Origin of the sequence: Pseudoalteromonas sp. S554 (assembly GCF_005930865.1) — a bacterium.
GTDB lineage: Bacteria > Pseudomonadota > Gammaproteobacteria > Enterobacterales > Alteromonadaceae > Pseudoalteromonas > Pseudoalteromonas marina.
In genome coordinates this window covers 1-11831 of record NZ_PNDV01000072.1, presented here as the reverse complement: position 1 = coordinate 11831, position 11831 = coordinate 1, and the positions used below count along the sequence as shown (strand labels likewise).

At 39.7% G+C, this 11831-nt stretch carries 11 protein-coding genes; 5 read left to right on the top strand and 6 right to left on the bottom strand.

The features are described 5' to 3' along the window. Positions 1-498 carry a ribonuclease E activity regulator RraA gene (rraA, locus tag CWB65_RS15240; RefSeq protein WP_006793083.1) on the bottom strand — a complete coding sequence of 166 codons (498 nt, stop codon included), beginning with the start codon at positions 496-498 and terminating at the stop codon, positions 1-3. A gap of 205 nt (positions 499-703) precedes the next feature. Between rraA and CWB65_RS15235 the strand changes: the two genes are divergently transcribed. The 3 genes from CWB65_RS15235 (at position 704) to CWB65_RS15225 (ending at position 4260) form a co-directional block, all read left to right on the top strand. Then, complete coding sequence (locus tag CWB65_RS15235; RefSeq protein WP_006793084.1) at positions 704-1243, top strand: phosphatase PAP2 family protein; 540 nt, start codon at positions 704-706, stop codon at positions 1241-1243. Then, entirely contained in the window at positions 1240-2271 is a 1032-nt protein-coding gene (locus CWB65_RS15230) for an MJ1255/VC2487 family glycosyltransferase (RefSeq protein WP_008128218.1), read from the top strand. Before CWB65_RS15235 ends, CWB65_RS15230 begins: the two co-directional genes overlap by 4 nt. A gap of 108 nt (positions 2272-2379) precedes the next feature. Continuing rightward, complete coding sequence (locus tag CWB65_RS15225; RefSeq protein WP_008128220.1) at positions 2380-4260, top strand: methyl-accepting chemotaxis protein; 1881 nt, start codon at positions 2380-2382, stop codon at positions 4258-4260. 23 nt (positions 4261-4283) lie between these two features. On the opposite strand, the gene CWB65_RS15220 is transcribed toward CWB65_RS15225, so the two are convergent. From CWB65_RS15220 to priA, 5 genes are all read right to left on the bottom strand, one after another. Continuing rightward, on the bottom strand, positions 4284-4658 hold the full coding sequence (locus tag CWB65_RS15220) for a gamma-butyrobetaine hydroxylase family protein (protein WP_008128222.1): 375 nt from the start codon (positions 4656-4658) through the stop codon (positions 4284-4286). A gap of 65 nt (positions 4659-4723) precedes the next feature. Beyond that, entirely contained in the window at positions 4724-6052 is a 1329-nt protein-coding gene (hslU, locus tag CWB65_RS15215; protein ID WP_006793088.1) for an ATP-dependent protease ATPase subunit HslU, read from the bottom strand. Positions 6053-6063: 11 nt separating this feature from the next. Beyond that, positions 6064-6582, bottom strand: a complete 519-nt coding sequence (gene hslV, locus CWB65_RS15210) for an ATP-dependent protease subunit HslV (RefSeq protein ID WP_006793089.1) — start codon at positions 6580-6582, stop codon at positions 6064-6066. A 79-nt stretch (positions 6583-6661) separates the two neighbouring features. Then, on the bottom strand, positions 6662-7189 hold the full coding sequence (locus CWB65_RS15205) for an SPOR domain-containing protein (protein ID WP_006793090.1): 528 nt from the start codon (positions 7187-7189) through the stop codon (positions 6662-6664). A gap of 20 nt (positions 7190-7209) precedes the next feature. Continuing rightward, positions 7210-9396, bottom strand: a complete 2187-nt coding sequence (priA, locus tag CWB65_RS15200; RefSeq protein WP_138740918.1) for a primosomal protein N' — start codon at positions 9394-9396, stop codon at positions 7210-7212. Between the two features lie 231 nt (positions 9397-9627). Here priA and rpmE point away from each other — a divergent pair, with 231 nt between their 5' ends. Then, on the top strand, positions 9628-9843 hold the full coding sequence (rpmE, locus tag CWB65_RS15195; protein ID WP_006793092.1) for a 50S ribosomal protein L31: 216 nt from the start codon (positions 9628-9630) through the stop codon (positions 9841-9843). A 620-nt stretch (positions 9844-10463) separates the two neighbouring features. Beyond that, the gene (locus CWB65_RS15190) at positions 10464-11705 is read left to right on the top strand and encodes a malic enzyme-like NAD(P)-binding protein (RefSeq protein ID WP_006793093.1); all 1242 of its coding nucleotides are present in this window, start codon (positions 10464-10466) and stop codon (positions 11703-11705) included. The last annotated feature ends 126 nt before the right edge of the window (positions 11706-11831 follow it).

Genomic DNA, 11831 nt, shown 5'->3' with positions numbered 1-11831 from the left:
TTATACTTCTACAACTTCCAACTCAAGTTCCTCAGCAGATAACACAATACCCGTGCTATCGGCATAGATGAAGTCGTCATCGAAAAACGACACACCAGCAAAGTTAACACCAATGCCATTTTCGCCAGCGCCTTCGCTGTCGGCAGCCACAGGGATTGATGCTATGGCTTGAATACCTACATCAAGCTCTTCTAGCTCATCTACATGGCGGACAGCTCCGTACACAACAATGCCATTCCAATTGTTTTCAAAAGCTAGTTCAGCAAGTTCAATATCAATAAGTGCACGGCGAGTAGAGCCACCACCGTCAATTAATAGCACTTGTTCTGTACCGTCTTGAGATAGTATTTCGCGGATCAGTTCATTATTTTCAAAACATTTAACCGTTTTAATGCGGCCACCAAAACTGTGTCGACCACCAAAGTTGATGAACATTGGTTCTAGCACGTCAACCACGTCAGCAAAGTGGTCACATAAATCAGAAGTGCTGTAATCCATTATTTTATCCTCAAAAGGTACATTAATTTATAACTCAGTATACCTGCCTTATAACCAATAACAACGACTTAATCGTAGTAAATTTAAGCAAAACAAGGAGTAAATCAAGAATGGCAACAATAGTGTCTTAAAAGCGTCACTCAATTGTTATTTACAACACCTAAGCTAAATCAGTGTTCATATATTATGCGATGAGGAATAAGCAATGGGAAATAATAATATACTTAAAAAAGTAGCTCAGTTTGACGAGCGATTATTTTTAACTTTGTTTAACTGTAACTCACCTAAGTGGCTAAAAAAAATGGCGTTTGGATTATCTAAAAGTGGTGACGGCGGATTGTATTTAGTTATATGTGCAGGTGTGTGGTGGCTTAGTAAAAACGAGCTGCACCAGCTATTACCAATCGCAATAATGCTTGGCTTTATTATTGAGCGGCCCATTTACTTTTTAGCTAAAAAGTATTTTGCACGAATAAGGCCATGCGATTGTTTAGTAACCAATGCCTATATAGTACCGAGTGACAAATTTAGCTTACCGTCAGGTCACAGTGCTGCCGCTTTTTTAGTTGCTATTATTTTGTGTCACTTTTTCCCTCAGTATGTATGGCTATTTTTAGGCTGGGCTGGTGGTGTGGCAATATCGAGAGTGGTATTGGGGGTCCATTATCCTGCTGATATTATTATTGGTGCACTCATAGGTAGTTCATGTGGGTTATTTGCATTGGCACTAGTGGTGCCAGCATGAAAATATTATACGGTATTCAAGGCACTGGGAATGGCCATATAACACGGGCCCGTGTTATGGCTAGCTGCTTTAAAAAACTAAATATTGACGTTGATTATGTTTTTTCAGGACGTGCAAATAAAGATTACTTTGATATGCACGACTTTGCGAACTATAAAAGCTTTAGAGGGCTGTCGTTTAATACTAAAAACGGGCAAGTAAAAAGCCTTCAAACCGTTAAAAATGCGCGTGTTTGTAAGTTAGTGAAAGACATTAAATCGTTCGATGTAAAGCAGTATGACTTTGTGCTTAATGACTTCGAGCCAATTACTGCATGGGCAGCTAAACGAGCGGGTGTTCCTGTGGTTGGTATTAGTCACCAGGCGGCTTTTTTATCTAACAGTGTTCCTATGTTTAGCCGAGGTATTTTACGTAAGTCGTTAATAAAATATTATGCACCTGCTGATACGTATTTGGGGGTTCATTGGCAGCCATTTGCTGAAAACATTATTCCACCATTTATTGCACATCATGAACATAGTAATCCTGTTGCGATTATTAACAAAGTATTGGTGTACTTGCCCTTTGAAAACCTTGCTAGCATTATTGACTACCTAAAGGACTTTCCCGAAAAAGAGTTTTATTGTTATCACCCCGATGCGCAAAATAGATCGCTGGGTAATATACATTTACGTTCGCCTTCAAGATCTGACTTTTTAAATGATTTAGCCAATACAAGCGGCGTGATTGGTAATGCCGGGTTTGAACTTGCCAGTGAGGCATTAAAGTTGGGTAAAAAGTTATTACTAAAGCCGTTAGATGGCCAGTTTGAACAAAGTGAAAATGCACAAACATTACTCACTATGGGAATGGCTCATGTAATGAATTACTTAAATCCACAAGCATTAGATGACTGGAATAATGCACCTCAAAACAGGCAAATTAATTACCCTAGCGACCCTGAACCACTTGTAGATTGGTTATTACAAAAACAGTGGCATAAAACTCAATTACTACACAGAGGTTTATGGGGCAGTGTTAATTTGTAATGCCATATATTCTTCAGGTATGACCAGTTTGCAAAAAGCTAAAAAAAATAAAAGCAGATTAAGACATTAGTCTATAATAAGGTTGCATATTAACCAAAGGTGTTTGAAATGAGTTTTTTAGAAAATTTAACGATTAAGAGGCGATTGCAACTTAATGCTTTGGTAGTTGGTTTAGCAATGGTTATTCTATTATGTGTAACTATTTTTGAGGGAAAGGAAAATCTTAAATTAAATCAGACTATACAGCTAGCGAAAGAGCTGAATATTCAGCAATTAGAGTTAAGAAAGCATGAAAAAAACTTTTTGTTTTACAAAACAGAGAGCTCTTTAGAGTCGTTCGAAAAAGAGTATGCAGTCCTGGATACAAAGTTAGCTGAATTACAGGCTTTAATGTCTAGTTTAAATATTGATACTCAAAAAGCAGCGCAATTAAAAAGCTTAGTTGCTAAATATAATAGCGATTTTAATAACGTAGTCTCTCTTCAAAGAAAAATAGGCTTAAATCCCAAAGATGCTCTTTATGGTGAACTAAGAAGTGCAGTGCATAAAGTAGAAACCTTACTTAACGAGCAGCAAAGCGATGAGTTGCTCGTGCTTATGCTGCAATTAAGACGTGCTGAAAAAGATTTTATGCTGCGTTTAGATACCAAGTATCTCCCCCGTTTTGATGACACAATTACTAAGCTTGAACAAAGCCTTTCTCGTTCAACAATAGACTCAAACACCAAATCACAGCTCAATAGCTTAATTGCTACTTATCAGAATTCTTTTCAGGCGCTGGTAAAAGCCCAAGTTGAATTAGGGGTAAACTTAGAGTCAGGAGCTCTTGGTAAAATGCGAGAAAGCGTATCAAAAAGTGACACTGTGGTTGGCCAAATTGTTGAGGAAACAGTAACTCATGTCAAAAACAGCGTAAGTGAGGCACAGTTTTTGGCAATTACTATTTTCGTTATTGCAGGCGTTATTGTTTTATTACTTGTTTACTTTACTAGCCATTCAATCATTGTGCCTATTGAACGCGTTTATCACAGCATAAATGATATAAGACGTAATAACGACTTAAGTGTAATGATAGAGCAAACAGGTAAAGATGAAATCACTATCATGACGACTGACTTTAACAGTTTAATAGGTGACTTTAAAAACCTGATTTATGAGGTTAATGGCGCACTAAATACTCTCAATGTAGCAACAGATCATTTATCTGAGAGCACAGCAGCCACAAGCTCAGGTATGCAAGAGCAATTACACGAAGCTGACATGGTTGCTACCGCAGCAACAGAAATGCAAGCGACTATTCAGGATATTTCGCACAACACTGAAGCGGCTGCTAAAAAAGCGGAGTCTACAAACTTGAGTGCTCAACAAGGCCGTAGCGAAGTTGAATCAACCGTTAACCATATCAGAGAATTGTCTGGATCTTTAGGCAGTGCATCTGATGTGGTGTCTCAACTAGAAAAAGACGGTGAAACGATTGGCTCGGTGCTTGATGTTATTCGTGGTATTGCTGAACAAACTAACTTACTTGCGCTTAATGCTGCAATTGAAGCTGCTCGTGCTGGCGAGCAAGGTCGCGGCTTTGCGGTGGTTGCTGATGAAGTGCGCTCATTAGCCCAGCGTACGCAAGAGTCTACTAGTGAAATAGAAGGGATTATTAATACCCTACAGCAACGTACTCAGGAAGTTGTAAGCATTATGCACCAATGTCGCTCACAAGGTGATGAAAGTGCATCCCAGGCAATTAAAGCGGGCGAGTTGTTGGGTGCTATTACTGAAGATGTACAAACCATTATGGAAATGAGTACACAAATTGCCGTTGCTATTGATGAGCAAAGCCAAGTTGCATCAGAGGTTAATAAAAACGTGGTACGTATTAGAGATATTGCACAAGATGCATCAGAGCATGCATCGCGTAACGCGCAAACCAGTGAAGAGGTATCTGAGCAAGGTCGCGTACTATATGCTGCGATAGATAAATTTAAAGTCTAAATTTATTAAAGAGCCAATAAAGTTTAAGGAATAAACTTTATTGGCACACTGTCTTTGTTTTTTGTGTTTTCGCTCACACGTTCTAAATACTCATTCCATAACTGAGTCTGCTGTTCTTGCAGCTTAGCAAAATAGTTCCAGCTAAATAACCCGCTATTATGGCCATCGTCAAAATCTAGGCGCAATGCGTAATGCCCAACCGGGACTATTTTTTTTATCCCGACTGATTGCTTGTTTAAAACCAGCTTCATAGGGCCAGAGCCATGGCCTTGTACTTCTGCTGATGGAGAGTGAACACGTAAAAATTCACAACTAAATACGGCTTTACTATCATCGTCAAAGTAAACATCTAAATTTTTGCTCACGCTATGATAATGCACTTTTGTTACGTGTTTCATGTTTTGTATCCCATTAAAAAAGCCCCCAATATGGAGGCTTTTAGTATAACTACTTATAGTACCAATTAAAGAATAAAGCGGCTTAAATCTTCATCTTCAACTAGTGCACCTAAATGTTTTTCAACATAAGCCGCATCAATAACTACCGACGACCCAGCTTGCTCAGACGCATCGTATGAAATCTCTTCCATTAGCTTTTCCATCACGGTATGAAGACGACGAGCACCAATATTTTCGGTTTTCTCGTTAACTTGCCATGCCGCTTTTGCAATACGCTCAATAGCGTCATCACTGTACTGAACATCAACTTGCTCAGTTTTAAGTAGCTCGCGCTGTTGCTCTGTGAGTGATGCATGAGGCTCTGTAAGTATACGTTTGAAGTCGTTTGCAGTAAGAGCTTCAAGCTCAACGCGAATAGGTAAACGACCTTGTAGTTCAGGGATCATGTCTGATGGTTTAGCCATTTGGAATGCACCAGAGGCAATAAATAGCATGTGGTCAGTTTTAACCATACCGTGCTTAGTATTTACTGTTGAACCTTCAATAAGCGGAAGTAAATCGCGCTGTACACCTTCTCGACTAACATCTGGACCCGATGAATCTCCGCGCTTACAAATTTTGTCTATTTCATCGATAAACACAATACCATTTTGCTCTACAGCAAATATAGCCTGCTCTTTTAGCTCTTCTGGGTTTACTAATTTGCCCGCTTCTTCTTCGGTTAGTAACTTAAAGGCTTCCTTAATTTTGAGCTTGCGCTTAGTGCGCTTATCGCCACCCATGTTTTGAAACATGCCCTGTAGCTGGTTGGTCATTTCTTCCATACCAGGAGGCGCCATAATTTCTACGTTTGGTTGTACTTGTGCTAAATCGATTTCAATTTCTTTATCGTCTAGTTGACCTTCGCGAAGCTTTTTACGGAATGTTTGGCGTGTTGATGAGTTTTCATCACGCTGAGTTTCACCGTATTGATCTTTAACAGGTGGTAAAAGTGCATCTAAAATACGATCTTCGGCCGCTTCTTCTGCGCGGTGTTTAAACTTTTTAGTTTGTTGTTCACGTGTCATTTTAATAGACACTTCAACTAAGTCGCGAATGATGGTTTCAACTTCCTTACCAACATAACCCACTTCGGTGAACTTGGTTGCTTCTACTTTAATAAAAGGGGCATTAGCAAGTTTGGCTAAGCGGCGCGCAATTTCCGTTTTACCAACACCTGTAGGACCAATCATTAAAATATTTTTTGGCGTTACTTCTGCACGTAAATCATCGTTTAATTGCATACGGCGCCAGCGATTACGAAGTGCAATAGCAACGGCTTTTTTTGCGTTAGCTTGGCCAATAATATGTTGATCTAACTCGTGAACAATTTCTCTTGGGGTCATAGCAGACATAGCGGTTCCTATTATAATTCTTCAATAGTTTGGAAGTTGTTAGTAAATACGCAGATATCACCTGCAATAGTTAGGCTTTTTTCTACTATTTCACGAGCGCTTAAATCGGTGTTTTCTAATAACGCGGTTGCGGCCGATTGGGCAAAGTTACCACCACTACCAATGGCAATTAAGTCATTTTCTGGCTGAACGACGTCGCCGTTACCGGTGATAATTAAAGAGGCAGTTTCATCGGCTACAGCTAACAGGGCTTCTAACTTTCTGAGTGCACGGTCACTACGCCAATCTTTCGCCATTTCAACAGCAGCTTTGGTGAGATTACCTTGATGCATTTCTAGTTTGCTTTCAAAACGTTCGAACAGGGTGAAGGCATCAGCAGTACCGCCGGCAAAACCTGCGATTACTTTGCCATTATAAAGGCGTCGAACTTTACGGGCGTTACCCTTCATTACGGTATTACCCAATGAAACTTGGCCGTCGCCACCAATTACAACTTTGTTGTCGCGGCGTACACTTACAATAGTGGTCATGTTATTCCTCATCATCGAGTTGCAGGGGCAACTCGTTAAAAACGATTATGATGAGGTTATATGGGTGAATGGTTTATTTTCAAGTCCAGCCCCAAATTCCGCAGCCGACGACTTTGACACGCTTGAGTTTATTTTTATCACTTTCTGCTTGGCGCTTCGTTTTGTAAGGCCCTAAACGTACTTTATACCAAATACCTGTTTCGCCTTTGGTTTCTCTTATTTCAGATATAAGACCAGCAAAGGCTATTTTAGCTTTTAACGATTCAGCCTGTTCATGAGTCCTGAACGAGCCGCATTGCATAACATAAGGACCTTTTTGTTCAATTTCTTTTACTTCTACTTGCACTTCATGGTTTCTGATTTCTTTTATAAATTCAGGCGCACGAGGAACGACCACTTCTATTTTTTCTTTTTCGGCTGGGTTAGTTTGTTTTTCAACAAGCTCGGGGTCGGCATTATTTTTAATAAACCATAATCCATAGGCAAAACCGCCCACAAGCAAAGCTGCAACAATTACCAAAAGATAAGGGAATGGCTTTTTAGCAGGTTCTTTTTTGGTGTTTTTTCTATTTTTTGGTTTTTTATTAATGTAATCGTGCTGTGCCATAGCGTTATTTTGGCCTTAACCTAAATCATATCTATAGGGTCTACATCTAAACTCCAGCGAACTTTTTGTGCAAGTTTACTGGTGCTTAAATAATCAACCATTTGCGCAAGATACTGATGTAATATGCGGCGATCTTGCGCTTGAATGTGCAATTGAAACCGATACATACCCGCAATTCTCTCTAATGGGGCAGGGATCGGACCGAGCAATTGTATACCAGATACCCCATTAACTGGAACCAAATCTGTCAAAAAGTCGACGACTAGTTTAATACTGAGCCCTTGTGCGCGGACTATAGCCATATTTGTGATGGGAGGTAAGTCGGCGTCATCACGCTCGCTTAACGCAAAGCGTGCAAAATCTTGGTAACCATTATTGACCAAATCTTGTAAAAGTGGATGTTCGGGAAAATGTGTTTGTAATAACACCTGGCCAGGCTCTCCTGAGCGGCCAGCACGTCCTGCTACTTGAGTCACTAACTGCGCTAAATGTTCCGTTGCTCTGAAGTCGCAGGAATATAGGCCGCTGTCTACGTCTAAAATTATGACAAGGCTTACATCAGCAAAGTGATGACCTTTTGCAAGCATTTGCGTACCAACTAATATGCGCGCTCCACCTAAATTAATTTCGTCGAGGGCTTTTTCTAAACTGCCTTTACGACGAGTTGAATCGCGATCAATACGGGTTACTGGCGTATCAGGAAACTCGTTTGTTAAAAACTCTTCTATTTGTTCAGTACCTTTGCCATTAGGGAATATTTGCGTGCTCCCGCAATCAGGGCATTGATGAGGTACTTGATGTTGGTCGCCACAATGGTGGCAAATCATTTGACCAATCGCTTTATGGAACGTGGCACTAGTACTGCAACGGTTACATTCACTTAACCAACCACATTCATGGCAAATAAGTGTAGGTGAAAAACCACGACGATTTAAAAATACCATAACCTGTTTACCACGATTCAAATGTTGGCGCATAGTAGCAAGGCTTGCGTGAGCAATACCCGCCTGATCGGGCTGGCCTTTCATGTCGAGTAATTTAAATTGGTTATCGGTTGAGGTTTGAGCGCGCTCAGTCAAGCTTAATAGTTGGTACTTATTATTAATGGCTTTATGCAAGGTTTCGAGCGCTGGAGTAGCACTGCCGAGTATAAGTGGGATTTTATGCTGGAATGCACGATAAGCTGCTAAATCTCGAGCATGGTAACGAAGGGTATCTTGTTGTTTAAATGATGAGTCATGTTCCTCGTCAACTACAATCATACCGAGCTTTAAAAAGGGTAAAAAAATACTTGAGCGCGTACCTATTACAATAGCGCAACTCCCTTTTTCGCAAAAGCGCCATGTTTGTAGGCGTTCGTTATCGGTAAGTGCAGAATGCCATAACATGATGGGTGTATCTGGAAAGCGGCGACGAAAGCGGTTTACCGTTTGAGGGGTAAGGCCTATTTCGGGGACAAGTACTAAGGCTTGTTCACCTCGCTTTAATACTTCTTCAAGACATTGAAGATAGACTTCGGTTTTACCACTACCAGTAACCCCTTCTAATAAAAACGTGTTAAAGCCTTTACTTTGATTAATTGCAGTGCAAGCTACGGCTTGCTCTTTATTCAGTGTAGGCTTACTACCCACTGTTGGTGCAGTACTTTGCCACTGATTATCATGTTCTATGGTTTGTGTAACAAGCGCTTTTGCAATAAGGCTATCGATAGTCTTTTTACTAAAGCCGAGTGCTTTAAGCTCGGTTAATGATGATTTACCTGACTGTGCAAGTTGCTTTAATAAGTTAAGTTGAGTTTTTGCTTTGAGTGACGGAAGTTTTGATCCTTTTTCTGTCAGCATAACCATATTGATACTGGTTTTATCCGGTGACTCACCTTGGCGCAGCGCACTAGGTAGCGCTATATGAATTGTTTCGCCGAGTGGGTAACAGTAATAGCGAGATGTAAAACTCAAAAGCGCAATGTGTTCAGATGATAAAATAGGCGCGTCATCAATGATTTCGATGATGGATTTTATTTTGTTTTCGGGGACGTCGGTCTTGCTTTTAATAGCTAAAACAACGGCGACTTTTTTTTGGTTACCAAAAGGCACCAACACACGCATACCTGGTTTAAGTGGTGATGCCATGCCATCGAGTTGCTTATCTACTTTATAATCAAAGGTGCGCGGTAAGGGGACTTTTATAGCGACTTCAGCAAAACACATAGCAACTCAACTCATAAAATTAATGATGTAATGTACTAAAAATAACGTTAAAAACCTACTAGCAAATATTGCTTGCTTAAGTGTCTGCCTACTTTTTTAGCAAAACAGTTAATAATAGCTTGTGTGTTTGATGGTAGTTGGATAAAATCCGCGACCAACAAATTTGTTTTAACGACGTATGGTGCCAGACTTCGGGTTTGGAGAGCGATGCGGCCTTAACTAGAGGTTTCTATGAAAGAAGGTATTCACCCTAAGTACGAAGTAATTTCTGCAACTTGTTCATGCGGCAATAAATTCGAAACAAGCTCTACTCTATGTAAAGACATTCACCTTGACGTATGTTCAGCGTGTCACCCTTTTTACACTGGTAAGCAAAAAGTTTTAGACACTGGCGGACGTGTTGATCGTTTCAACAAGCGTTTCGGTGCACTTGGTAGCAAGAAGTAATTTTTGCTGTCTCGTTAAATTAAGCACCTTAGGGTGCTTTTTTTATGCTTTTAATTTAGTTATACCAATTTAATAGTAATAACGTTTCGATTTAAAAAATTAAGTTTTACACGAACGGCGTCAATGTTTTTTAATATAGGACAACTAAATAACAAATTATTTAGCTTGATGCTCGATTTTCATATTCCCCTGCTATGCATAACTATTTCCTGTTCTTATTCTGAATATGCATAAACCTTTACAGACAAACCGCAAATTATTCTCTATATTTTTAATTAGTTCATTTTTTAACTAAGTGGTTAAATGCAGCTAACGTGAAGTTATATGTTTTTAAAGTATGTGGATAAGCCTATTTTTGCTTATTTTTATAGGACTTTATTAAGATATTTTATAAAAAATAATGAAAGAACAATTGTGCCTTTAGAATCCGTTATTGGATGAATTTTTATTTATAAAGTGTCGATATAATTTACAAAAGTTATTGAAAAACCTCTTAAAATTAATCGAACTAGCATATAACAGGATAGACCTGATATTGCTTGGAATTTAAAAATAATAAGGGTATCGTAGCCTAAACTTCACCTCTCACTTTTACTTTAATTGCAGGATACAATCGCGTTATGTCAGACTTTCGTGAACAAGCACTACACTATCATTCGCACCCCGTTCCAGGAAAAATTAGCATTGAACTAACAAAGCCTGCTGAAACGGTAAAAGATCTCGCATTAGCATATAGCCCAGGAGTTGCAGAACCCGTACGTGAAATCGCTGCAGACCCTGCAAACGCTTATAAATACACAGGCAAAGGGAATATGGTTGCGGTTATCACTAATGGTACTGCAATTTTAGGCTTAGGTAATTTAGGCCCACTTGCTTCAAAACCTGTAATGGAAGGTAAGGCGTTACTGTTTAAGCGATTTGCTGGCCTTGATTCTATTGATATCGAAGTGAAACACCGCACTACTGAAGACTTTATTAATACAGTTGCTAATATTGCCGACACGTTTGGCGGAATTAACCTTGAAGATATTAAGGCGCCAGAGTGTTTTGAAATAGAAAAAGCATTGATTGAGCGCTGCAGTATCCCGATATTTCATGATGATCAGCACGGTACTGCCATTGTAACTGCTGCGGGTATGTTGAACGCGCTTGAGGTGCAAGGCAAGTCTATCGAAAATGCGACTATTGTGTGTTTGGGTGCTGGTGCTGCTGCGGTTGCTTGTATGGAGCTGTTAATTAAGTGTGGTGCTTTGCGCGAGCACATTTATATGCTTGACCGTAAAGGTGTTATTCATACTCGTCGTGATGACTTAAATGAATACAAAAAACTTTTTGCTAACAATACAGACAAGCGCACGTTGCAAGATGTTATTGAAGATGCAGATGTATTTGTTGGTGTATCGGGGCCTAATTTATTAGCTGCCGATGATTTAAAACTAATGGCAGAAAAACCAGTTGTGTTTGCTTGTTCAAACCCAGATCCAGAAATTGATCCTGCACTGGCTCATTCTGCTCGAAACGATCTAATTATGGCAACGGGTCGATCAGATTACCCTAACCAAGTTAATAATGTACTGTGTTTTCCGTTTATATTCCGCGGTGCTCTTGATGTACGCGCCAGTGCAATAAATGATGAAATGAAAATTGCAGCTGTAGAAGCGATTAGAAGTATTGCCAAAGAGCCTGTACCTGCTGAAGTACTGACGGCTGCGGGTGTTGATAAGCTGGAGTTTGGTGATAAGTATATTATTCCAAAACCAATGGATCCTCGTTTATTACCACGCATTGCAAAAGCGGTTGCAATAGCTGCTGTAGAGTCAGGTGTTGCACAAATTGATTTACCAGAAAACTATATGGAATAACGACTAAGTTGTAATTTAGACACAAAAAAACCTCAATTAATTGAGGTTTTTTTGTGTCTAAATTAGGTTTAGTCTTCGTTTAAAACAGGCACTTCTAGCCCCATTTCTTGCATTATTTTTTTCACT